The organism is Achromobacter aloeverae, assembly GCF_004121055.1.
GTDB lineage: Bacteria > Pseudomonadota > Gammaproteobacteria > Burkholderiales > Burkholderiaceae_B > Bordetella_C > Bordetella_C aloeverae.
Map to the genome: position 1 here is coordinate 46,381 of NZ_PYAL01000002.1, position 21,231 is coordinate 67,611.

Below are 21,231 nucleotides of genomic sequence, written 5' to 3' on the forward strand. Positions count from 1 at the left end.
CGCATCATGCAGACCCAAATCGCATCGTGGGCGCGCGACACCGATTTCGGCCGGGAGGCCGACGCCATCTTGCGGCGTTGCGTGCACTGCGGGTTTTGTACCGCCACGTGTCCCACTTACCAGGTGTTGGGCGATGAGCTGGACAGCCCGCGCGGCCGCATCTATTTGATCAAGCAGATGCTCGAAGGCGCGGAACCGGGGCCTTCGACACAGATGCACCTGGACCGCTGCCTGACCTGCCGCAATTGCGAGACCACCTGCCCCTCGGGCGTGCAGTACGGCCACCTGCTGGATATCGGCCGCAACCTGGTCGAACAGCGCGTGCCGCGTCCGTGGCGGCAACGGCTCAAGCGCGCCTTGTTGCGCAAGGGATTGAATTCGCCGTTGTTCGCACCGGCCTTGCGGCTGGGCCAGGCCCTGCGCGGCATGCTGCCCGAGGCCTTGCAACGCAAGCTGCCGCGGCATCGTGCCGCCGGCGCGCTGCCCGATACGCGCAGCCATCCGCGCCAGGTGCTGCTGCTGGCCGGCTGCGTGCAGCCGGCCTTGATGCCCACCATCGACGCGGCCACCGTGCGTGTGCTCGATGCCATCGGCATCGGCACGCGGCTGGGCGTGGGCGGCTGTTGCGGCGCGGTGAACTTCCACCTGGACGACCAGCAGGCGGCGTTGCGGCAGATGCGCGCCAATATCGATGCGTGGTGGCCAGCCGTGCGCGATGGCGAGGTCGAGGCCATCGTCATGAATGCGTCGGGGTGCGGCGCCATGGTCAAGGAATATGCGCATCATCTGCGCCATGATCCCCAATACGCCGACCGCGCGGCGCGCATCGTCGCGCTGGTGCGCGATGTGTCCGAAATCGTCGCGCCGCACGCGGCGCAGTTGCGGGCACGGCTGGCGCGCGCGGCACGCGTGGGCGGCGCCGGCAAGGGAGAGGGCAAGGACGAAGGCAAGGGCGGGGGCGAGGCACATGCGCCCGTGCGCGCGGCCTTCCATCCGCCATGCACGCTGCAGCACTGGCAGGCGCTGCGCCCACGGACGGAAGCCTTGCTGGCGGACCTGGGCTATGAGCTGCAGCCTTTCAGCGAGGCGCATCTTTGCTGCGGCTCGGCGGGGACCTATTCGGTCCTGAATCCGGACATCTCGCTGTCCTTGCGCGATCGCAAGCTGGCGGCCGTCGCGCCGACGCAGGCCGACATCATCCTGTCGTCCAACGTCGGCTGCATCGGCCACCTGCAAAGCGGGACGGCCACGCCGGTGCGGCACTGGATCGAGTCGCTGGACGAACGGCTGGCGGAAGCGCGGACGTCTTGACCGCCGCCCGCGCCCTGGATGGGCGCGGGCGGCCGGGGGCTTATTCCACCGCCTTGCCCATGTCCTCGATGACTTTCTTGGCGTCGCCGAAGACCATCATCGTGCGGTCCATATAGAACAGCTCGTTGTCCAGCCCGGCGTAGCCGGCCGCCATGGAACGCTTGTTGACGATCACCGTGCGCGCCTTGTAGACCTCCAGGATGGGCATCCCGGCGATGGGCGATTTCGGATCGTTCTTGGCGGCCGGATTGACGACGTCGTTCGCGCCCAGTACCAGCACCACGTCGGTCTGGCCGAATTCGCCGTTGATGTCGTCCATTTCGAACACCTGGTCGTACGGCACCTCCGCCTCGGCCAGCAGCACGTTCATGTGCCCCGGCATGCGGCCCGCCACCGGGTGGATGGCGTATTTCACCGAAACGCCCTTGGCCGTCAGCTTGGCCGCAAGCTCCTTGAGCACGTGCTGGGCGCGCGCCACCGCCAACCCATAGCCGGGCACGATGACCAGCGATTCCGCGTTCTCCATCAGGAAGGCGGCATCTTCGGCGCTGCCCGACTTCACGCTGCGCTGCGGGGCCGCGGCGGCGGCATCGGCGCCGCTCGCGCCATTGCCGAAGCCGCCCAGCAGGACGTTGAAGAAGGAGCGGTTCATCGCCTTGCACATGATGTAGGAGAGAATCGCGCCCGACGATCCCACCAGCGAGCCCGCGATGATCAGCATCGGGTTGTCCAGCGAAAAACCGATGCCCGCCGCCGCCCAGCCCGAATAGCTATTGAGCATGGACACCACCACCGGCATGTCGGCGCCGCCGATGGGGATGATGATCAGCACGCCCAGGATGAAGGCGATGGCCAGCATCACGACGAAGGGCATCCAGGCGTTGGGGCCCTGGCTGGTGACGAACCAGATGCCGTACGCCAGCATGGCCACCGCCAGCAGCAGGTTCAACGCATGCTGGCCGTTGAACACCACCGGCGCGCCCTGGAACAGGCGGAACTTGTATTTGCCGGACAGCTTGCCGAAGGCGATGACCGAGCCGGAAAACGTGATGGCGCCGACGAAGGACCCGATGAAGATTTCGATGCGGTTGCCCAGGGGCAGCCCGCCTCCCGGCGCGGCGATGCCGAAGGCGTGCGGCTCGGCCACCACGGCTACCGCGATGGCCACGGCGGCCAGGCCTATCATGCTGTGCATGAAGGCCACCAGTTCGGGCATTTTCGTCATCTCGACGCGCAGGGCCATGAAGGTGCCCACGCTGCCGCCGACCACCAGTCCCAGCAAGACCCAGCCCAGCCCCAGGGAGGCCGCGCCGGGCCGCGCCAGGCCGGCGATGAGCGCGGCCGTGGTGAGCACCGCCAACGCCATGCCGACGATGCCGAAGGTATTGCCGATGCGTGAGGTGGTGGGATGGGACAGGCCCTTGAGCGCCTGGATGAAGCAGACCGAAGCCAGCAGGTAGAGCAGGGTGACCAGGTTCAGGGAGATCATGCCCGGCCTCCCTTGGCCTGGCCGGCCGTCGCGGCGGGACGTTCTTTTTTCTTGAACATCTGCAGCATGCGGCGCGTGACCAGGAAGCCGCCGAATACGTTGACGGCGGCCAGCGCCACGGCCAGCACGCCCATCGCGCGCGCCAGACCGCCTTCGGTCAGCGCCGCCGCCAGCATCGCGCCGACGATGATGATGGCCGAAATCGCGTTGGTCACGGCCATCAGCGGGGTGTGCAGGGCTGGCGTGACGTTCCATACCACGTGGTAACCCACGTAGACGGCCAGCACGAAAATGATGAGATTGATCAGGGTAGGGCTGATGGTGTCCATTCACGCGCTCCGCAAAACGTTGCCGCCTTCGCAGACCAGGCAGGCCGCGACGATTTCATCTTCGCGCTGGATCGCCAGCGCGCCATCCTTGGCGGTGATGAGCTTGAGGAAATCGAGCAGGTTGCGCGCATAGAGCGCCGAGGCGTCGGTGGGAACGAGGGCGGGCAGGTTGGTGAGCCCGACCAGCACCACGCCGTGCTTCTCGACCACGCGGTCCTTTTCCGTGAGCGGGCAATTGCCGCCGCGCTCGACGGCCAGGTCCACCAGCACCGAACCCGGCTTCATGGCCTGCACCGTGTCCGCGCCGACCAGGGTGGGCGCGGGCCGGCCGGGGATCAGCGCGGTGGTAATGATGATGTCGGCCTGGCGGCAGCGTTCGGAGACCAGCGCTGCCTGTCGCGCCATCCACGCGGCCGGCATGGGCCGCGCGTAGCCGCCCGTGCCCTGGGCGATTTCGCGTTCCTCGTCGGTCTCGAAGGGGACGTCGATGAACTTCGCGCCCAGCGATTCCACCTGTTCGCGCGCGGCGGGACGCACGTCGGACGCTTCGACCACGGCGCCCAGCCGACGGGCCGTCGCGATGGCCTGCAAGCCGGCGACGCCGGCGCCCAGGATCACGGCGCGCGCGGCTTTTAGCGTGCCGGCGGCGGTCATCATCATGGGAAACAGCCGGCCGTAGTGATGGGCGGCCAGCAGCACCGCCTTGTAGCCGGCCAGGTTGGCCTGCGAGGACAGCACGTCCAGGCTTTGCGCCCGCGTGATGCGCGGCGCGGCCTCCAGGGCAAAGCCGGTGACGCCGGTGGCGGCCAGCGCCGCCAGGCCGGCGGCGTCATAGGGATCCAGCATGCCGGCCACGACCGCGCCCGGCTTGAGCAGGCCCAGTTCCGGGCCCGCCGGCGCGCGCACCTTCAGCACCAGTTCCGCCCCCAGGGCCTGGGCCGCCGATCCCAGGGTGGCGCCCACCGCCGTATAGGCCTCGTCGGGGTAGCGTGCCGCCGTCCCGGCGCCGGATTCGACGCAGACGGCATGCCCCGCGCTCACGTACTTCTTCACCGTTTCCGGTGTTGCAGCGACGCGAGTTTCGCCCGGCAGGGTCTCGCGTGGAACTCCGACTATCATGGATCCTCCAGAAATGGCCCCGCCGCCGCGCCCGTGCGCGGTTCCCTTCCGGGGCGGTTTTCGTTCTCAGGTGATGCCGTGAAGCTGTGTTGCCGGGTGACATGATGCCGTGTTTGGGGGACTTTGTGGGGGTTATCGGGGCCGGGCAGGGGCCTGGCGGTAAAATGCCCGCCAGGATGGCCGTGGCTTCCCCCTTCGTGTCACCCCTTCCTGTCGCCCCTGTGCTTCCGTGGTTTTTCCTTCCTTTTCTCCTATGTCGCATTCCTCCTCCAAGGGCCGTGTCGTCGTCGGCATGTCCGGCGGCGTCGATTCCTCCGTCACTGCCTGGCTGCTGAAGCAGCAGGGCTATGAAGTCGTCGGCCTGTTCATGAAGAACTGGGAGGACGATGACGATTCCGAATATTGTTCGACGCGCCAGGACTGGCTGGATGCCGCCAGCGTGGCGGACCTGATCGGCGTGGATATCGAGGCCGTCAATTTCGCGGCCGAGTACAAGGACCGCGTGTTCGCCGACTTCCTGCGCGAATACTCGGCCGGTCGCACGCCCAATCCCGACGTCCTGTGCAATGCCGAGATCAAGTTCAAGGCCTTCCTGGACCACGCCATGAGCCTGGGCGCCGAGCGCATCGCCACCGGGCACTATGCGCGGGTGCGCCGGGTCGACGAGGCCGCCGGTCCGCGCTACGAGCTGCTCAAGGCCCTGGACGCCACGAAGGACCAGAGCTATTTCCTGCATCGCCTGAACCAGGCGCAACTGGCGCGCACCCTGTTCCCGCTGGGCGAAATCCCCAAGACCGAGGTCCGCCGCATCGCCCACGAGATCGGCCTGCACAATGCGGCCAAGAAGGACTCCACCGGCATCTGCTTCATCGGCGAGCGGCCGTTCCGCGAGTTCCTCAACCGCTACCTGCCCACCGAACCGGGTCCCATCCTGACGCCGGAGGGCAAGCGCGTCGGGACGCACGAAGGCCTGTCGTTCTATACGCTGGGCCAGCGCAAGGGCCTGGGCGTGGGAGGCATCAAGGGCGCGCAGCGCGAGGATGGCACGTCCGACGCCTGGTACTCGGCGCGCAAGGACCTGGCGGCGAACACGTTGTACGTGGTGCAGGGGCACGACCACCCCTGGCTGCTGTCGCGTACGCTGGCCGCGCAGGATGCCAGCTGGGTGGCCGGCGTCCCGCCCGTGCCCGGGGCGTACGGCGCCAAGACCCGCTATCGCCAGGCCGACGCGGCCTGCACGCTACGCGACGCGGCGGGCGAGGTGTTCACACTGGATTTCGAGCAGGAGCAATGGGCGGTCACGCCTGGGCAGTCGGCGGTGCTGTACGACGGCGACGTTTGCCTGGGCGGCGGCATCATCGCCTGAGAAGAAGGCGCCTGACAAAGCACCTGACAAAGCGACCAACAAACGCCCAACCAAACGAAACGCCCAACAAAATGCCCGCAGCCGGATCCCGGTGCGGGCGTTTCGTCGACCTGCGGCAACCTGGTTCAGACGGCGGGCGGAACCGTGTCGGTGAACGAGGCGCGCGTCATCAGTTTCTCGTAGAGACGCGACAGATTGGCATGGCCTTCACGCCAGTTGAGGTGACCGAAACGCAGGTCCAGGTAACCCAGCGCGCAACCCACGGCGACGTCGGCCAGGCTGTAGTTGATCCCCATGCAATAAGCGTGCTCGCCCAGGCTCTTGTCCATGGCGTCCAGGCTGGCGTGGATCTTGGAATACTGACGGCTGATCCAGTCGGGGCTCTGCTGCGCTTCCGGCCGCTGCTTTTCCTTGACGATGGCCACACAGGCATCCAGCACGCCGTCGGCGATGGCTTCCCAACACTTCACGGCGGCGCGGTCGCGGCCGGATTGGGGGATCAGCCGGGCCACCGGCGACAGGGTATCCAGGTATTCGACGATCACGCGCGAGTCGAACAAGGCGCCGCCGTCTTCCATGACCAGGCAGGGCACCTTGCCGAGCGGGTTGTATTGCTGGATCCGGGTGTCGGGCGACCAGACGTTCTCGACATCCATCCGGTAATCGAGTTTTTTCTCCGCCATGACGACACGCACTTTACGCACGTAGGGGCTGGTATGAGAACCGATAAGTTTCATGGTGTCACTGTCATAGTCGGAAAGCGGCCGCAGTATAGCAGGATGCCGTCGCATTGACCGGCGGGTGGATGCGTGGCGCGCGGCGTCCGGGCCGCGCAAGCGTGGATGATAAAATCGCCTCGCTTTTCAACGGTTTCCTCTCTTTTAGCCCTATTCCATGCATATCGCTCCCGCACTCAGCCAACTCAACGCTCTTTCGCCGCTCGACGGCCGCTACGCCTCGCGCGGCGATGCCTTGCGCGGCCTGTTGTCCGAGGCGGGGTTCATGGCGCATCGCGTCGAGGTCGAAGTGGCCTGGCTGGTGGCCCTGTCCGACGCCGGCCTGCCCGAACTGCCCCGTTTTTCCGATGAGGCGCGCGCGCGGCTGGCGCGGCTGGTGGCCGATTTCAGCGAGGCCGATGCCGCGCGGATCAAGGAAATCGAGCGCGTCACCAACCATGACGTCAAGGCCGTCGAGTATTGGCTGAAAGAAAAGGTGGCGGATCACGTCGAACTCTCCAGCGCCGCGGAATTCATTCATTTCGCGTGCACTTCGGAAGATATCAACAACACCTCGCACGCGCTCATGTTGTCGCGTGCATGCAACAACGTTGTGCTGCCGACGTTGAAGAAGGTCGCCGCCAAGCTGGTGGCGCTGGCCCAGGCCCATGCCGACCAGCCCATGCTGTCGCGCACGCACGGCCAGCCGGCCAGCCCGACGACGCTGGGCAAGGAATTCGCCAACGTGGCGGCCCGCCTGCTGCGCGCCATCGATGCCGTCGCCGCGGTGCAGCCGCTGGCCAAGCTCAACGGCGCCACCGGCAACTACAACGCCCACCTGTCGGCCTATCCGGAAATCGACTGGCAGGCTTTCAGCCAGCGTGTCCTGGGCGGCCTGGGGCTGACCCAGAACCGCCACACCATCCAGATCGAACCGCATGACTGGATGGCGGCGCTGTTCGACGCCGTGGCGCGCGCCAACGTCATCATCCTGGACCTGGATCGGGATATCTGGGGGTATGTCTCGCTGGGCTACTTCAAGCAGCGCCTGAAGGAAGGCGAAGTGGGTTCCTCGACCATGCCGCACAAGGTCAATCCCATCGACTTCGAAAACTCGGAAGGCAACCTGGGCCTGGCCAATGCCACGCTGCGCCATCTTTCGGACAAGCTGCCTGTGTCCCGCTGGCAACGCGACCTCACGGATTCGACCGTGCTGCGCAACCTGGGCGTGGCCTTCGGCTATTGCATGGTGGCCTGGGATGCCTGCCTGCGCGGCCTGGACAAGCTGGAGGTCAACGCGGCCGCCATCGACGCCGACATCGATGCCGCGTGGGAAGTCCTGGCGGAGCCGGTGCAGACGGTCATGCGCCGTTATGGCCTGCCGCAGCCGTACGAGCAGCTCAAGGCGCTGACGCGCGGCAAGGGCATCACGGAAAGCGCGCTGCGCGAGTTCATCCAGGGCCTGGCCTTGCCGGAGGAGCCCAAGGCACGGCTGCTGGCCATGACGCCCCGGTCGTATATCGGCCTGGCCGCCGACCTCGCCCGCGCCATCTGACGGGCAGGGCGGGCCTGCTGGCCCTGCCTGGTCCGCGCCTGCCCGGCATAGGTGGCCTATGGCCCATGGCCCATGGCCTTATGGCCATCCCCCATGCCTTATGCCTAAACGCCCCTGATCAGGGGCGTTTTCTTTTTCATGCCCTCGGTCAGGGGTGTTTTTCTTTGCGACGCCCCGTCCCGAATGCCGTTCCGTGCCCTGGGACAGCCTCCCCCAGCCTGCATCCGGGATGCGCGACGGCCCCGGGCGTGTGAAAAATCGGGTTACGCGCCCATACGGTTTTGTATCTATTTCCCTGCGGCTGGCAAGGCCGAAATAAGGCGTACGGCGGTCGGCATGCTCCCACGGAAGCGCGCGCTTCATAGGGCAGACGTTCGAAAACTTCCGTTATGGCGGCGCCGGGCACGCTGCTTGCTTAGGACCTTCATCCACGGCAAATACGAAACGCAATGGAAGTTTTTGCAAAAAATTCGAATGGGTGGGGAGCCACCTTGCTGGTCGATCCCGCGGGAAACGGGAAATACAACTGGCGCATCCTGGTGGAGGACCGACGTCGCGCGCCGCCGTCGGTCCGCTTCATCGTGTCGCCGGTGTGTTTCGCGTCCGTCGGGGAAAGCATCGACGACGGCAGGGCGGTGCTGGAAATCCTGACTCCTGACGATTTGACTTGATACACGTATTACCGTTTTTCGGTCTTGCTTGCGCTGCGGACGGAGGCGGACTACCGCGTCCGTTTATATCTATATCAATACATGGAGAATAATATGAGTGCCATGATGTGCCTGCCTTGCCAGGGCATTGCCATTGCGACGTCGGGGCTGCAAGCCCATTCCAGCCTGGTGCACGAGGGCTTCGTACGGCCTACCGAGAAGCACCGTGAAAACCATCGCGAAGACCGGTATCGCTGCTCGTGCTGCCATACGCTGTGGGTGCGGGAAACCGATCGCTGGGGGATGGACCTGGGATTCCGCCTTGCCCCGGTCCAGACGGGCGCGCGGCCGCGTTTCATTTACACGGAAACGCCCGCGCGCATGGCCGAAAAACGTATTTACCAGGTGCCCGCGGGCTGAAGGGAATGAGGCATAAGGATTAAAAGAGGGATGAATTGCGGCGCCCCGGGAGCGCTGCATCCTGTATGCCGGCATCGCCGCCGGCCAAGTCCGGTGAAGAAAAAGCCACGCGATGCGTGGCTTTTTCTTCACCGGGAAGCCGGCTTACCGCGGCGCTCAGATCACGTGAAACAGCCAGAGCAGGATAATGATGGGGATGGGAATGCCCAATAGCCAAAGCAGAATGCCGCGCATGTCGGTCTCCTTATGTGAACGCGGTCGGGACGACCGCCTCACCTGGAAGATGCAAGACGCGTGCCGCACCCTTTCCGGGTTCGCCTCCTAGTCGTCGCGCAGGCCCAACTGGGCGAGGGCGGCGGCATAGGCAGCCTCGTTGGCGCACAGGAACACGGCGATGTCATTGGGGTTGATGTTGTCGAGCACGTCGGCCACCTGGCCCTCGGCGCTGTCCGGATCGGTCACCGCGGTGGCGTGGATCTCGCCGCCGGCCTCCACTTCCTCGGGGGGAACGATATGCGCGATTGCGTTCAGATCCGGCGCGCTGATCACCGCGTAGGCGCGGATCGGCTCGCCGTCCAGCGTGGTGTGCAAGGCCATGCCGCCGACGATGTCCTGGCGGCGGGTACTGATAATTTCCATGAGTTCACCTGATGGGATTGCGCTCTTCATGTCAGTGCTGCGTAAAAAATAAGCAGCATTACCGGAGCGTGTAGTGAAATATTCGCCAAATGGCGGGTTATAAGCGCCCGTATGTGCAACGCTGAGTAAGTGTGACCGTTAGTTTGCGGGTGGTTGTAGCATCCAGTTTCAATTAAAGCGATTTTCCACTAAAATGTTTTTGACTTAAACCATCGACGGTCTCATAGTGTCGTCGAGGTTTTCAAGCGTGCGGTATTTGTACAGTTGTCGAGTTCTTCCCGGTCTCCCTATTGTCATGTCCCTTGCTTGAACACGCTCCTATCCCGGGCTTCTAATTGCCCAATTTATGCAAGGAAACGACGGTATGGAAGAAACCGGCATCGTTAAGTGGTTTAACTCCGAAAAGGGTTACGGCTTCATCACCCCGGACGCGGGTGGCAAGGACTTGTTCGCGCACTTCTCGGAAATCCAGGGCTCGGGCTTTCGCTCGCTGGAAGAGAACCAGCGCGTCAGCTACGTTGTCGCCAACGGTCCCAAGGGTCCGCAAGCTACCAAGATTCAGCCGCAGTAAGCCGCTGAGACTAGCCTAGGCAGCCTTGCCGGCTGCCGAGGCGTGGGAAGCCCCGCAATCGGCGGGGCTTTTTTATTTCCGGCGCCCTTGCCGGAACCGGGCTCGCCCCGCTGGCGCGGCTTTTTTACAACGCCGTGATCCCTCCCGCTACCCTTACGGGTTAGTCTATCCCACCACGCCGGGCGCCGGCCCTGGCTCGGGAACAAAGAGAAGAATTCACAAGACTGGAGTATGGGTGGTGATAAGCATGACGGGCACGCTTGGGGCGGCCTTGAGCACGGGGATATGGAGCTTGATCGCGGGAACGGTGCTGGCCTGGCTGTGCGAGGCATGGTTGCGCCGCAAGGCCTGGCCTCGCCAGTTCCTGTGGGTGGGCCGCATTGTCATCGTGGCGGCCATCGTCCTGTTTCCGCAAGGGGTGCGCCTGTGGTTCCCGGGGACGTTCGTAAGCCAATACCTGCCGCATACCTTGACCAATCTGGAGCTGCGCTTGCTGGTGAAAATCGCCTTCGGCGCATCGTTCGTGGGCGTTCTGCTGGCAGCGTTTTATGACCCTGGCGTGAAATAGAAATGCGCTGCGGATAATGTCTCTAGTTCAATACAAATAATCCTTTGGTAGCGGTCGGAGCGTTTCCGCATGTAAATACCGAGGGTTGAGATAATGATGGCAAACTCGATTTGCTCGCGCCGTAATCTGTCGCGCAATAGTCATCCGCATGGTTGGCCGGTACGGAAAAGGTCCACCATACGGACGGGTATATATAGCAGCAGTATTGACTGCGTGACTGCGGTGCGCAGCGTGACATCCTCGAGGCCACCGGCAATGCAGTTTCCGGCGGGACGAGATGCAAGCCGCAAGGCCGGCGGGGACGCCCCGTAATGCAAAAAGGCCTCCGCGCGAGCGGAGGCCTTTGAATTCTCTGGTGGCGCATCCCTGATTCGAACAGGGGACCTGCGGATTATGATTCCGTCGCTCTAACCGGCTGAGCTAATGCGCCATCTCTTCCCATGCTGGCCCGCTAGCTATCACCTGCTTTTTGTCACGGTGGCCGGGGCTGCCGCGACGCCTGCAATGCGATCCAGAGAGCGCTCTAGGAAAGAATGCGATTCTAGCACGGAAAAACTTTCTTCAACAAGACCATCGCCAATTCTTTTATCCGCGGGCGCTGAACAGGGCGAACCACTCGCGGTCGTCCGTCCAGTAGCGCACGTGGTGGAATCCCGCCCGTTCCAGCATGGCCTTGAACGTGGACGGCCAGTACTTGTACGAGTTCTCGGTGTGGATGCGCTGGCCACGCGCGAATCGGCGCTGCCCCCGTGGCCAGGTGACGGTGAGGTCGGCCTCTGCCTGCAGGTGCATTTCGATGCGCGATTGCGCCTCGTTGTAGAAGGCCACGTGGGTCCAGCGTGCCACGTCGAAATCGGCGTCGATGATGCGATTGGCGTGCCGCAAGGTGTTCAGGTTGAAGGCGGCGGTAACGCCCAGCGCATCGTCATAGGCGGGTTCCAGCAGGGCGCGCGGCTTGACCAGGTCGACGCCGATCAGCAGGCCGCCGCCGTCACAGGCGCCGCGAATGCGCTGCAGCAGCGCGGCGGCATGGTCGGGCGCCAGGTTGCCGATGCTGGACCCTGGGTAGAAGAACAGCCTTTCCGTTTCCCCTACGTCCGGCGGCAGGTTCAGCGTCTCGAAGAAATCGGTGCCCACGGCCACCAGGTCCATGTCCGTATAGCGCGCGCCCAGGCGGTCGACGGCCTGCCGCAGGTATTCGACGGAAATATCCACGGGCACGTACTGCGCGGGCGCCAGGTAGGGGAACAGCCGTTCGGCCTTGGCGCAGTCGCCGGCTCCCAGGTCGATGAGGCTGCGGACGGGCCCGACGTGACGGGATATCTCCGCCGCGTATCGCTCGACGATCTGGCGCTCGCAGCGGGTGGGGTAGTACTCGGGCAACTGCGTAATGGCCGCGAAGAGATGGGAGCCCAGCTCGTCATACAGGAACTTGGGGCTGATGCTGGGCCGCTCGGCGCGCAGGCCGCGCTCGATTTCCGCTCGCACCGCATCATCATCCTCGGAATGCAATTGATGAAAACGCGGGGACGTGGCGGGCTTGGCGTGATGGTTATATGCGGGCGCGTACGGCGAGTAAGACGGGTTGTACATGGTCGGCCTCGGAAGTGGGTTCCTGCAACGGCGATGCACTGTCATTGGGTCGCCCGGCAAAGCAAGCCTTGTGCCTGCCCGGTGGCGCCGGGGGCCGGGCGCCAGGGGCGGAGCCGGGCCAACGCCGTGGAACTTCGGACAATACCGCGTTAAGCCTTCCCGTGTGCACGATGAAATAGCGCTTTACCCCTGGTTGCCAATACAAAACAAAGCGCTAACACACCGCCGCCACAATGAATGTGTCAGGCGGGCCCTCCGCCCGTCGCCGCGTTTGCGTTCCGGCAGCGCGGAGTATCCATAAAGGAGCCGTCATGGGATCGAATTCGCATACCGCCGAGGTCATCGCCAACAAGGAAAAGGTCGCAGCCAGCTTGCGGGAACTCATGGCGGGCACCGAGGATCTGCTGCGTTCGACCGCCTCCTATACGGGCGAAGAGGTCGAGGGCGCCCGCAAGCGCCTGCGCCGCCAGCTTGACGCCGCGCGCAGTATGGCCGGCGAATGGGAGCAGTCCGCTTCGGAACGCTATCGCCGCGCCTCGGCGGTGACAGACGAGTACGTGCACGAGAACGCCTGGAAGTCGATAGGCGTGGCTGCCCTGGTGGGGCTGCTGCTGGGCGCTTGCCTGACCTCGGGCGACCGCCGCTAGGCGGCTTGCGCCCCCGACCGGGGGCGCATCCAGGCAGCTCATCATGTCGTCCATCATCGTCGCTGGTTTTGAAAGCGTGGAGGCCGCGGAAAGCGCCATGCACGCGTTGTTGGCGGAGGGTTTCCGCGACGACGCCGTGCATGTCTTCAACGTGGACGGCGATGCGAAATACCTCGCCGGCCTGCGCCGCGCCGCGCGTGCCGCCGTGCTGCATACCGCCATCCTGGCGGCCGCCGGCGCGGCCCTGGCCGTGGCCGGGCTGATGTACGTCGACGTCCCGGGCGCGTTCGGCATCGTCGCGGCGGCGCTGGGCGCGCTGGCGGGCGCGGGCGCGGCGGCGCTGCTGTCGGTATTGCACCGCAACTGGCTGGGCCGGCCGCGCCGCATGGCGCTGGTGGCGGTGCTGGCTGAGGCGGGCGAGGAAATCCAGGGGGCGCAGCTGCTTTCCGATGCGGGCGGCGTCAGGGTGCCGCGGCGCGGCGGCCGTTGGCCGGGATGGTCGGGCACGGCTGCTGCGATGGTCCATCAAGAGGGCGGTCATGGAAAAAACCGTGACTTTCGATTGGTCAAGGCCAAGGGAGGCTAGGATGACGGCGACACACAACGACGAACACAAGATCCCCACCACGGGCAACACCAAGGGGAGCGCGGAGACGCCGGCACGCACGCGCAACCAGACGGAACGAGAGGGCCCGCCGCGGGTATCGCATGAACTCGACCGCCAGGAGCAGTGGGATGACGCCGCGCGCGATAAGGGATACCAGCGTGGCGACCAGGGCGGATACAAAGGCGACTACGATCAGGGCAAGTACGAAAACCGCGACTTCGGCTTTCCTCCAGAAAAGGAAAATGACACGCACCCGGGGGAGGGCCAGCGGCCCGCCCCGAAGACAGGGGGCAAGACGTAGCGGAACGGGATAGCGCCCCGCAGCGGCAGCGCCCGATGCAGGACGCGATGCAGGACCCGATGCAGGACCAGAAGAAATAATTATCGCGGCGGCTGTCCCGTCTACGACCGGGGCGAGCGCCAGCCGCGGAAAAGGAGTTCCTATGCGACGGCTGGCGCGCTTGCTGGCCATGGCGACCCTCACTGCCATGACGGCCGGCCTGCTGGGCGCTTGCGCCAGCGTGCCCGACACCGACGGCCTGCCCGTGGCCGGCAGCCAGATCCGGACGGCCACCGATTCGGGGTGGCAGAGCTACCGGCACGGCCAGGACATCGTCAAGAAGCTCGACGCCCGGCCCGTGCCCGCGGGACAGGAAGACTTTCTCGCGCGGCACCTGGCGGTGGAAGAGGCGCTCGCCGGCGCGCCGCTGGTGATCGGCAACCGGGTCACGCTGCTGGCGGACGGTCCGCGGACCTACGCGGCGATGCTGGACGCCATACGCGCGGCGCGCCAGTACATCCATATGGAGAGCTACATCTTCGACGACGACGAGGCCGGGCGGAAGTTCGCGGACGCCTTCATCGCCAAGCGCGCCGAGGGCGTCGCGGTGGCTTTGATGGTGGATGGCGTCGGCACCCTCGGTACCCCGGATGCCCTGTTCAAGCGCATGCGCGACGCCGGGGTGGAGGTCGTTGTGTTCAATCCCGTCAATCCCCTGCGCGCCAAGGCGGGATGGGTGCCCAACAACCGCGACCATCGCAAGCTGCTGGTGGTGGACGGCAAGGTCGGATTCCTCGGCGGAATCAACATCAGCGACGTCTACGCGTCGGCGCCCTCCAGCGGCGGCAGCGCGGGTTCGGCCCTCTCGTTTTCGCGTGGCGACAAGGTCGGCGGCGCGGGGCCGGATGCCAAGACCGCGCCGTGGCGCGACACGCACATACAAGTCGAAGGGCCGGCGGTGGCGGAAATCGAGCGCGTCATGCAGCAGGGCTGGGCCGAGCAGCACGGGCCGCCGCTGGATCCGCGCGAGTTCTATCCCCGTGCGACGCCGCTGGGGCCGACCATGATGCGCATCGTTGCCAATCGACCGGGCGACAAGGACGGATACACCTTGTACCTGACCTTGATCTCCGCCATCAAGAGCGCGCGGCGTTCCATTCATATCACCATGGCGTATTTCGTGCCCGATCCGGCGTTCGTGCAAGCCCTGGTCGACGCCGCGCAGCGGGGCGTCGATGTGGGCATGGTGTTGCCGGGCTTCAGCGATTCATCGCTGGTGTGGCATGCGGGGCGTTCGCATTACACGCGCTTGCTGGAGGCGGGCGCGCATCTCTACGAGCGGCGCGATGCCATGCTGCACGCCAAGACCGCCGTCATCGACGGCGTCTGGTCCACGGTCGGGTCGAGCAACATGGACTGGCGCAGCTTCGCGCTGAACTATGAATTGAACGCGGTGATCCTGGGCCCTGAATTCGGCCGCGAGATGGAGGCGTTGTTCGCGCACGATGTCGCCGAGGCCGCGCCCATCACCAAGGAGGAGTGGGCGCGGCGCGGTTTCGACGAGCGCTTCATGGAGGCCTTCTCACGCCTGTTCGAGCGCTGGCTCTAGGCCTTCCGGGGCCTCGCGCCGGCTCAGTACTGGCGCCGCATTTCCGCCGGCGGATACTTCAGCTGCCCGCGATACTTCGACACGGTGCGGCGCGCGACCATGACGCCTTGCTCGCCGAGCTTCTGCGCCAGGTCGACATCGGACAGGGGCGAGTTGCCGTCCTCGCCGTCTATCATCTCCTTGATCAGCGCACGCACCGCGGCGGCCGAGCAACTGCCGCCGGTGTCGGTATAGAGTTCGCGCGAGAAGAAATGCTTGAACTCGAAGATGCCTCGCGGCGTCGCCATGTACTTGTTGCTGGTGGCGCGCGACACCGTGGATTCGTGGATTTCCAGTTCGTCGGCGATCTCGCGCAACATCAGCGGCCGCAGGGCAATCTCGCCATATTCGAAGAAGGTCTGCTGGCGCAGCACGATGGCCTCGGCCACGCGCTGTATGGTGCTGTAGCGCTGTTCGACGTTGCGTATCAGCCAGCGCGCCTCCTGCAGCTCCTGCGCCATCGGCGAGCGGTCGCTGTAGCGGGCGCTGCGGAAAAGGTCGGCATAGGCGCGATGCAGGCGCGCGCGCGGCATGGACGCGCGGTTGGGCGTGACGATCCATTGCCCATTGAACTTGTGCACCATCACGTCCGGCACGATGTAGTTGGAATCCGGCTTGGCGTAGCGCAGGCCCGGCCGTGGATCGAGGCTGCGGATCAGGGCGCACGCGCCGCGCAGGTCATCGTCGCTGCATTGGCAGCTGCGGCCCAGGCCGGAGAAGTCGTGCTTGCCCAGCCGCTCCAGTTCATTGGCCACGATATACAGCGCCAGTTCGCGTCCGTCGGTCCCGGCCGGCAAGGCCTGCAATTGCAAGGTCAGGCATTCCGCCAGGTTGCGCGCGGCGATCCCGGGCACGTCCAGCTGCTGCACCAGCTTCAGCGCGACTTCCCACTCCTCGCGCTCCGGCGGCGGATTGAAGGCGCCTTCGCCGGCGAGTTCCTCGAGGTCGGTACGAAGATAGCCATCCTCGTCCAGGCCTTCGATGACATAGGCGGCCAGCAGACGGTCGCGTTCCGCCAGGCGATAGCTGCAGAGTTCATTGCTCAAGTGGTCGCGCAAGTCCAGGACGCTGCGCGCCCATTGGCCCACGTCGGTCTCGCCGTCGCCGGTGCCGCGCGCGGCCGGATAGTCGCCCGAGTATTCCGTCTGGGGGTCGGGCAGTTCCGGCAGCTCGGTCACCGTTTCGGCCGGGACCTCGGTCGTCGCGGCCGCGATGCCGTCCGCGTCGGCCGGAGTCGCGGGACTGGTCAAGGCGTCCGCGCCGATGGCCTGCGTGGTCTGGACGGCCTGTGCGTCCGCCTGCGGAGGACCGTCGTCCTCCACTTCTTCCAAAAAGGGGTTGGTGGCCAGCGCTTGCTCGATCTCGTGGGTGAATTCGAGCGCGGACATTTGCAGCAGTTTCACGGACTGCTGCAAGCGGGGGGTCAGGCTGGTCTGCTGCCGGGCCCTCAACTCGTAAGTGGCTTGTGCCAATTGCTGTCTCCGTAAAGCGGGTCAAGGAAAACGTTGTGCCCATACATATGAAAGGAAGAAAGCAAAGTCCATGCCACATTTTCAAAACGCCGCTGGAAATTTGGGTGGGTCGCGGCAAACCCGCGTCAATGCTGGGTTTGCGCGGCACGGCATATGCTGGTCGACAATCTGAAACGCCATCAAGGGCGCCCGCCAGGCGTCCGCGAACAGGCGGAATTACCACGTCCGTGTAAGAACTTCAGCGACCGGCGACGCAGGGACCCGGGACGAGGCCGCCGCTGGCTTGGGAGCGCGCCATGATAGGCAAACAGACTGAATCCGGCACCGCGCCGGCGGCCGTGGGGATGCCGGCCGAGGGTCGCATCGTGGGATCGCCCAAGCATACGGCCAGCGGGCCGGGACCCGCCATCATGGCGGCACAAACCCTGGAAGGCGATGACGTGCTTAACCTGGCCGGCGAAAAGCTGGGGGTATTGCGGGACATCATGCTGGATGTCCACGCCGGCCGCATCGCCTATGCGGTGCTGGAGCGAGGTGGCGTCATGGGTATCGGCGACAGGCTTTTCGCGATCCCATGGGATGCATTGACGCTGGACACCGATCGGAAGTGCTTCCTGCTGGATCTCGACCTGGAGCGGCTGCGCCAGGCGCCCGGCTTCGACAAGAACAACTGGCCCCGCACGGCCGATGAGAGCTGGGTCGCCCTGCGGGGCGGTCCCGGCGCCAGCCGCGGGGCGGAAGGCGTGGCGATGCAGGAGCCGCAGGCGCTGGACTGCGGGCTGAGGACGGACGACTGAGTCGGCGGCGGGCCAGCGTTTGCCTGCTCGCGGCCGGCCGCTGCATCAGCCGCGCGTGGTAGCCGCTTCGTAGTTGCCCAGGCGGTTGTATAGCGTCTTCAGGCTGATGCCCAGGGTGCGCGCGGTCCTGCGCTTGTCGCCCTGGTGGTGGGCCAGCGTCGCCAGGATCAGGTCCTGCTGCGCCTGCATCAACGACGTGCCGACGGCCATCCGCACGCTGCCCGCCTCCACGGCGGCCGTCTTCACCGGCTTGCGCGCGGCAGCCAGGGGCGGGATCGTAACCTCGTCGTCGGCCATGATGAAGGCGCGATGCACCGTGTTTTTCAGCTCCCGTACATTGCCCGGCCAGTCATAGGCGGTCAGGGCCTGCATGCTGTCCTTGGCGAATACCTTGGCGCTACCCTCGGCGGCATTGAAACCGTCCAGGAAGCGCTGCGCCAGGTAGGGCACGTCCTCCATGCGTTCGCGCAGAGGCGGCACACGCAAGGGCACCACGGCCAAGCGGTAGAGCAGGTCTTCCCGGAACTGGCCCTGTTCCACGGCGGCGTAGGGGTCGCGGTTGGTGGCGGCGACGATGCGCACGTCCACCTTCACGGGGTGCAGCCCGCCCACCCGGTGGAATACGCCGGTTTCCAGCACGCGCAGCAGCTGCACCTGCATGTCCAGGGGCATCTCCGTGACTTCGTCCAGGAATAGCGTGCCGCCGGTAGCGTGTTCGAAATAGCCGATGTTCTGCGCTACCGCGCCGGTGAAGCTGCCTTTCTCGTGGCCGAACAATTCGGCCTCGATCAGCGACGGCGGAATGGCGCCACAATTGACGGGGACGAAGGGCTTGCCGGCGCGTTGGCTGCCCGTGTGGATGGCGCGGGCCACCAATTCCTTGCCACAGCCGCTTTCGCCCACGACCAGGACGCTGGCTTCCGTGGTGGCGACTTTGTTGATTTGCTGGGCGAGGGCCTGCATGACAGGGCAGCGGCCCATGGCGGCGGGTTCAAGAACGGCGGGGCGGTCGGCACGCGACGCGTTCCTGCGCGTCGAAGAGGGGCTGGGCATGGGGTCTTACCTTTACTGGGACGCGTGTCCGCCTGTTGTGGGTGGCGGGACTGTTTTAATGATCGTACTCATCAAGAATACCTGGCATTGCAAGCACTTGAAAGCGGATGAAAATCTTAGCCAACTGTACGAATTGATTACGATTTTGGGACGCACCCCAAGATAAGCTTCGCTGCGGGTCGGCCTCCATGGCACCATTTGGATGGCGGCGGATATGCGTCGCGACCCGCTAAAATGCCGGATGGCAAGCCCTACGCTCACGCAAGGAAGACGCGGGCGACAGGGTAGAAAAATATCGTACTCCAGGGAATTATTGCGCATGCCACATGTTTTGATCGTCGATGATGAATCGCCCGTGCGGACGGCACTGGCAGAGATCGTCAAAGACGAGGGGTTCACCGTTGCGCAGGCCAGCGACCTGCGCGAAGCGAAGATACAGATCCTGCGCCAGGCGCCGGACCTGGTGCTGTCCGACCTGCAGCTTCCGGACGGGAACGGCCTGGAGATTTTCCAGGCGCTCAGTTCGCCCAATGTGGACGTGGTGTTCATCACCGGGCACGCCAGTGTGGAAAGCGCGGTGGACGCCTTGCGCCTGGGCGCCATCGATTACCTGCTCAAGCCGGTGAATATACAGCGCCTGAAAATGGTGCTGGGCCGGATGCCGCGCAATGCGGACCTGTCGTCCTGGGGCGGCACCTTCGAGGAAGACGGCCGCTTCGGCAAGATGCTGGGCCGGTCCGAGCCGATGAAATTGCTGTACAAGCAAATCGCCAAGGTGGCGCCGACAGAAGCGACGGTGCTGCTTATGGGGGATAGCGGAACCGGCAAGGAGTTGGCGGCCCAGGCCATCCATGAATTGAGCGCCCGGCGCAAGGGGCCTTTCCTGCCGGTCAATTGCGGCGCCATTTCGCCCAACCTGATAGAAAGCGAAATGTTCGGCCACGAGCGCGGCAGTTTTACCGGCGCCGACCGCCAGCACAAGGGCTATTTCGAGCGGGCCGCGGGCGGCACGCTATTCCTGGACGAAATCACCGAAATGCCGGTCGACCTGCAGGTCAAGCTGCTGCGGGTGCTGGAGACCGGCCTGTTCATGCGGGTTGGGACCAACCGCGAGATCGCCAGCGATGTGCGGGTGGTGGCGGCGACCAACCGCAATCCCGAAGAGGCCGTGGCCGAGGGCAAGTTGCGCGAGGACCTCTATCACCGCCTGAACGTCTTCCCGTTGGAATTGCCGCCGCTGCGCGAACGTGGCGACGACGTGCTGCTCATCGCCCAGCGGTATCTGGACATACTCAACAAGGAACGCGGCGCGGACAAGAAATTCACGTCCGGCACGCTGGACGCCATGCGCCGGCATGCCTGGCCCGGCAATGTGCGCGAGCTCAAGAACTATGTGCATCGCGCCTTCATCCTGGCGGATGACAACGAGATCCGGGCCAACGTCGTGCCCCTGCAAATGGCGCCGGAAAAGGCCACGGTGGGGACGCAGATCACCGTACCGGTGGGCGTGCCGCTGGCCGACGCCGATCGGCAGCTGATTTTCGCCACGCTGGAGCAATGCGGCGGCGTCAAGAAGCACGCCGCGGAAATCCTCGGCATCAGCCTGAAGACGCTCTATAACCGGTTGGAGGAGTATGCCGCCGCCGGTTATTTCCCCAAGGTCTCCGATGGCGCGGGCAAGGGGGAAGCCGCGTTGAGCGAGTCGAAGTAGCTTCGCCGGACCGGCATCCCGCTTGCTGTTTTACCGCCTCCAGCCGCCGCGCCATCCTGTGCGCGGCGGGTAGCACAACGGAGGTGGAACATGGCTGAAGCATTGAAGGATGTCTCCGTCGCCATCCTGGCGGTGGACGGTTTCGAACAGGCGGAATTGCTGGAGCCGCGCAAGGCGCTCCAGGCGGCCGGTGCGCGCACGGTGGTGGTCTCCGCCAAGAAGGGCAAGATCCAGGGTTTCCAGCATACCGACAAGGGCGAGCAGGTCGACGTCGATCTTACGTTTGCCGAGGCGGACCCGTCCCGCTTCACGGCGGTCCTGCTGCCGGGCGGCGTGGTCAACGCGGATGCCATCCGCATGGATCCCAAGGCGCGGGAGTTCGTGACCCGCATGCAGGACGCGGGCAAGCCGCTGGCCGTGATCTGCCATGGCCCCTGGCTACTGGTTTCCGCCGGGCTGGTGCGGGGCCGCACACTGACCAGCTGGCCATCGTTGCAGGACGACCTGCGCAATGCGGGCGCCCAGTGGGAAGACAAGGAAGTGGTGGTGGACGGAAATTGGATCAGCAGCCGCAAGCCGGATGACATTCCGGCGTTCAACAGGGAATTCCTGAAGCGCCTGCAGGGGCAGTAGCGGCCGTGGGCACGGGGCGGGCGAGGGTGGGAAAGTCCTCCCAGGCCCCCGTCCTCC

Annotated in this window: 22 protein-coding genes and 1 tRNA gene; 14 read left to right on the top strand and 9 right to left on the bottom strand. The window is 65.2% G+C overall.

Going from position 1 to position 21,231, the window contains the following annotated elements; all coding sequences use genetic code 11:
• Window positions 1-6 precede the first annotated feature (6 nt).
• Window positions 7-1,311, top strand: coding sequence for a glycolate oxidase subunit GlcF (glcF, locus tag C7R54_RS07085; protein WP_129149523.1), 1,305 nt, complete (start codon window positions 7-9; stop codon window positions 1,309-1,311).
• Between the two features lie 40 nt (window positions 1,312-1,351).
• On the opposite strand, the gene C7R54_RS07090 is transcribed toward glcF, so the two are convergent.
• From C7R54_RS07090 to C7R54_RS07100, 3 genes are read right to left on the bottom strand one after another with little or no spacing between them, the layout of a single operon-like run.
• A complete protein-coding gene (locus tag C7R54_RS07090) occupies window positions 1,352-2,800 on the bottom strand; it encodes an NAD(P)(+) transhydrogenase (Re/Si-specific) subunit beta (protein ID WP_129149524.1) in 1,449 nt (482 codons plus the stop codon).
• Complete coding sequence (locus C7R54_RS07095; protein WP_129149525.1) at window positions 2,797-3,129, bottom strand: NAD(P) transhydrogenase subunit alpha part 2; 333 nt, start codon at window positions 3,127-3,129, stop codon at window positions 2,797-2,799. Before C7R54_RS07095 ends, C7R54_RS07090 begins: the two co-directional genes overlap by 4 nt.
• Window positions 3,130-4,248, bottom strand: a complete 1,119-nt coding sequence (locus C7R54_RS07100; protein ID WP_129149526.1) for a Re/Si-specific NAD(P)(+) transhydrogenase subunit alpha — start codon at window positions 4,246-4,248, stop codon at window positions 3,130-3,132.
• 253 nt (window positions 4,249-4,501) lie between these two features.
• On the opposite strand from C7R54_RS07100, the gene mnmA reads away from it, so the two are divergent.
• Entirely contained in the window at window positions 4,502-5,614 is a 1,113-nt protein-coding gene (gene mnmA / locus C7R54_RS07105) for a tRNA 2-thiouridine(34) synthase MnmA (RefSeq protein WP_129149527.1), read from the top strand.
• Window positions 5,615-5,739: 125 nt separating this feature from the next.
• Here the strand turns inward: mnmA and C7R54_RS07110 are convergent, their stop codons facing one another.
• Entirely contained in the window at window positions 5,740-6,351 is a 612-nt protein-coding gene (locus C7R54_RS07110; protein WP_129149528.1) for a glutathione S-transferase, read from the bottom strand.
• Window positions 6,352-6,508: 157 nt separating this feature from the next.
• Between C7R54_RS07110 and purB the strand changes: the two genes are divergently transcribed.
• The 3 genes from purB to C7R54_RS07125 all read left to right on the top strand — a co-directional run bounded on the left by purB (window position 6,509) and on the right by C7R54_RS07125 (window position 8,955).
• Window positions 6,509-7,885 carry an adenylosuccinate lyase gene (gene purB / locus C7R54_RS07115; protein WP_129149529.1) on the top strand — a complete coding sequence of 459 codons (1,377 nt, stop codon included), beginning with the start codon at window positions 6,509-6,511 and terminating at the stop codon, window positions 7,883-7,885.
• A gap of 491 nt (window positions 7,886-8,376) precedes the next feature.
• Window positions 8,377-8,556, top strand: a complete 180-nt coding sequence (locus tag C7R54_RS07120; RefSeq protein WP_129149530.1) for a hypothetical protein — start codon at window positions 8,377-8,379, stop codon at window positions 8,554-8,556.
• Between the two features lie 93 nt (window positions 8,557-8,649).
• The gene (locus tag C7R54_RS07125; protein ID WP_240039425.1) at window positions 8,650-8,955 is read left to right on the top strand and encodes a hypothetical protein; all 306 of its coding nucleotides are present in this window, start codon (window positions 8,650-8,652) and stop codon (window positions 8,953-8,955) included.
• Between the two features lie 321 nt (window positions 8,956-9,276).
• On the opposite strand, the gene C7R54_RS07130 is transcribed toward C7R54_RS07125, so the two are convergent.
• Entirely contained in the window at window positions 9,277-9,594 is a 318-nt protein-coding gene (locus C7R54_RS07130) for a hypothetical protein (protein WP_129149531.1), read from the bottom strand.
• A gap of 364 nt (window positions 9,595-9,958) precedes the next feature.
• Here C7R54_RS07130 and C7R54_RS07135 point away from each other — a divergent pair, with 364 nt between their 5' ends.
• Complete coding sequence (locus C7R54_RS07135; RefSeq protein WP_179283975.1) at window positions 9,959-10,165, top strand: cold-shock protein; 207 nt, start codon at window positions 9,959-9,961, stop codon at window positions 10,163-10,165.
• A gap of 247 nt (window positions 10,166-10,412) precedes the next feature.
• Window positions 10,413-10,733, top strand: a complete 321-nt coding sequence (locus C7R54_RS07140) for a hypothetical protein (RefSeq protein WP_129149532.1) — start codon at window positions 10,413-10,415, stop codon at window positions 10,731-10,733.
• A 353-nt stretch (window positions 10,734-11,086) separates the two neighbouring features.
• Here C7R54_RS07140 and C7R54_RS07145 read toward each other — a convergent pair.
• Window positions 11,087-11,163, bottom strand: a tRNA-Met gene (locus tag C7R54_RS07145).
• 155 nt (window positions 11,164-11,318) lie between these two features.
• Window positions 11,319-12,326 (bottom strand): L-histidine N(alpha)-methyltransferase, encoded by a 1,008-nt coding sequence (egtD, locus tag C7R54_RS07150; RefSeq protein WP_129149533.1) that lies wholly within the window; start codon window positions 12,324-12,326, stop codon window positions 11,319-11,321.
• 311 nt (window positions 12,327-12,637) lie between these two features.
• Here egtD and C7R54_RS07155 point away from each other — a divergent pair, with 311 nt between their 5' ends.
• The 4 genes from C7R54_RS07155 to C7R54_RS07170 all read left to right on the top strand — a co-directional run bounded on the left by C7R54_RS07155 (window position 12,638) and on the right by C7R54_RS07170 (window position 15,469).
• A complete protein-coding gene (locus C7R54_RS07155) occupies window positions 12,638-12,973 on the top strand; it encodes an ElaB/YgaM/YqjD family protein (protein ID WP_129149534.1) in 336 nt (111 codons plus the stop codon).
• Between the two features lie 43 nt (window positions 12,974-13,016).
• Window positions 13,017-13,559, top strand: a complete 543-nt coding sequence (locus C7R54_RS07160) for a hypothetical protein (protein WP_129149535.1) — start codon at window positions 13,017-13,019, stop codon at window positions 13,557-13,559.
• A gap of 1 nt (window position 13,560) precedes the next feature.
• A complete protein-coding gene (locus C7R54_RS07165; protein WP_129149536.1) occupies window positions 13,561-13,881 on the top strand; it encodes a hypothetical protein in 321 nt (106 codons plus the stop codon).
• 142 nt (window positions 13,882-14,023) lie between these two features.
• Window positions 14,024-15,469 carry a phospholipase D-like domain-containing protein gene (locus C7R54_RS07170; protein ID WP_129149537.1) on the top strand — a complete coding sequence of 482 codons (1,446 nt, stop codon included), beginning with the start codon at window positions 14,024-14,026 and terminating at the stop codon, window positions 15,467-15,469.
• A gap of 23 nt (window positions 15,470-15,492) precedes the next feature.
• On the opposite strand, the gene C7R54_RS07175 is transcribed toward C7R54_RS07170, so the two are convergent.
• On the bottom strand, window positions 15,493-16,980 hold the full coding sequence (locus C7R54_RS07175) for an RNA polymerase factor sigma-54 (RefSeq protein WP_129149538.1): 1,488 nt from the start codon (window positions 16,978-16,980) through the stop codon (window positions 15,493-15,495).
• 344 nt (window positions 16,981-17,324) lie between these two features.
• Here C7R54_RS07175 and C7R54_RS07180 point away from each other — a divergent pair, with 344 nt between their 5' ends.
• The gene (locus tag C7R54_RS07180) at window positions 17,325-17,777 is read left to right on the top strand and encodes a PRC-barrel domain-containing protein (RefSeq protein ID WP_129150361.1); all 453 of its coding nucleotides are present in this window, start codon (window positions 17,325-17,327) and stop codon (window positions 17,775-17,777) included.
• A gap of 45 nt (window positions 17,778-17,822) precedes the next feature.
• Here C7R54_RS07180 and C7R54_RS07185 read toward each other — a convergent pair whose 3' ends face one another.
• A complete protein-coding gene (locus C7R54_RS07185; RefSeq protein ID WP_129149539.1) occupies window positions 17,823-18,830 on the bottom strand; it encodes a sigma-54 interaction domain-containing protein in 1,008 nt (335 codons plus the stop codon).
• A gap of 319 nt (window positions 18,831-19,149) precedes the next feature.
• Between C7R54_RS07185 and C7R54_RS07190 the strand changes: the two genes are divergently transcribed.
• Entirely contained in the window at window positions 19,150-20,541 is a 1,392-nt protein-coding gene (locus C7R54_RS07190; protein WP_129149540.1) for a sigma-54-dependent transcriptional regulator, read from the top strand.
• A gap of 90 nt (window positions 20,542-20,631) precedes the next feature.
• Complete coding sequence (locus tag C7R54_RS07195; RefSeq protein ID WP_129149541.1) at window positions 20,632-21,174, top strand: type 1 glutamine amidotransferase domain-containing protein; 543 nt, start codon at window positions 20,632-20,634, stop codon at window positions 21,172-21,174.
• The last annotated feature ends 57 nt before the right edge of the window (window positions 21,175-21,231 follow it).